Origin of the sequence: Methylobacterium sp. WL103, from assembly GCF_008039885.1 — a bacterium.
GTDB classification, from domain to species: domain Bacteria; phylum Pseudomonadota; class Alphaproteobacteria; order Rhizobiales; family Beijerinckiaceae; genus Methylobacterium; species Methylobacterium cerastii.
Genome location: NZ_VRUX01000958.1, coordinates 1 through 1,095, shown reverse-complemented (window position 1 = coordinate 1,095; position 1,095 = coordinate 1). Strand labels below are relative to the sequence as shown.

The 1,095-nt window shown below is 74.4% G+C and carries 2 protein-coding genes; both read left to right on the top strand.

The window, feature by feature from the left end; genetic code table 11:
• Positions 1-711 (top strand): UDP-3-O-acyl-N-acetylglucosamine deacetylase (locus FV222_RS27020; RefSeq protein ID WP_147816205.1); only part of this gene is annotated, 711 nt, incomplete at its 5' end.
• A gap of 55 nt (positions 712-766) precedes the next feature.
• Positions 767-1,095 (top strand): ATP-binding cassette domain-containing protein (locus tag FV222_RS27015; protein WP_147816203.1); only part of this gene is annotated, 329 nt, incomplete at its 3' end.

Sequence of the window (1,095 nt, the reverse complement as noted above, 5' to 3'; positions counted from 1 at the left end):
GTGCCGGCCTCGTGGTCGCTGCGCGAGCGCCAGCCGCTGTGCACCGCGTTGCGGTCCCCGGAGGGACCGCTGATCCGCACCGTCGAGCACCTGCTCGCCGCGCTCTCGGCCGAGGGCGTCGACGAGGCGCTCGTCGAGATCGACGCCGAGGAGCTGCCGATCTTCGACGGCAGCGCCGTGCCCTGGTGCCGCGCGATCCGTGCCGCGGGGCGGATCGAGAACGGCGCGCCGCGCCGGACGATCCGGGTGCTGCGCACGGTCCAGGTGGAGGATGGCCGGCGCACCTTGCGGATCGAGCCGCATGACGGGCTCCACGTCTCAGCCCACCTCGCGCTGGCGCATTTCGGCCCGCTCGACTGGTCCGGGACGATCACGCCGGACGTGTTCCTGTCCGAGATCGCGCCGGCGCGGAGCTTCGGCCGCTATTGGCGCGCCATGCTCGGGCGCGCCTACGGCTTCGTCACGCGAAAACCCTTCCTGCAGGGCTGCGGCGTCCGCTCGGCGGCGATGATCGTGCGCGGGCGCATCCTCGGCGGGATGCGGGTGGCCGACGAGCCTGTCCGCCACCGCGTCCTCGACCTCGTCGGCGACCTCGCGCTCGCCGGTCACCCGATCCGCGGGCGGCTGATCGCGGCCCATACCGGGCACGAGCTCAACCACGCCCTGGTGGCCCGGCTGATGGCCGAGCCCGACGCCTGGGAGCTGGTCTGAGCGTTCGCTGCCCTCCGGCGCTTGCCACGGGGCGCCGGCCTCGCCAGAACGCCCCATGCTCCGCGTCAACGACCTCACCCTCCGCATCGGCGAGCGCCTGATCCTCGACGGCGCGAGCTTCTCCATCCCCGACCGCGCCCGCGTCGGCCTCGTCGGCCGCAACGGCGCCGGCAAGACCACGCTGTTCAAGGCGATCCTCGGCGAGTGGCCGGTGGATGCGAGCGCGGTCTCGATGCCCAGGGGCATGCGCATCGGCGCGGTGGCGCAGGAGGCGCCGGCCGGCCCCGAGACTCTGCACGCCGTCGTCCTCGCCGCCGACACCGAGCGGGCGCGGCTGATGGCCGAGGCGGAAGGCGCCGACGGCCTGCGCCGCGCCGAGATCGA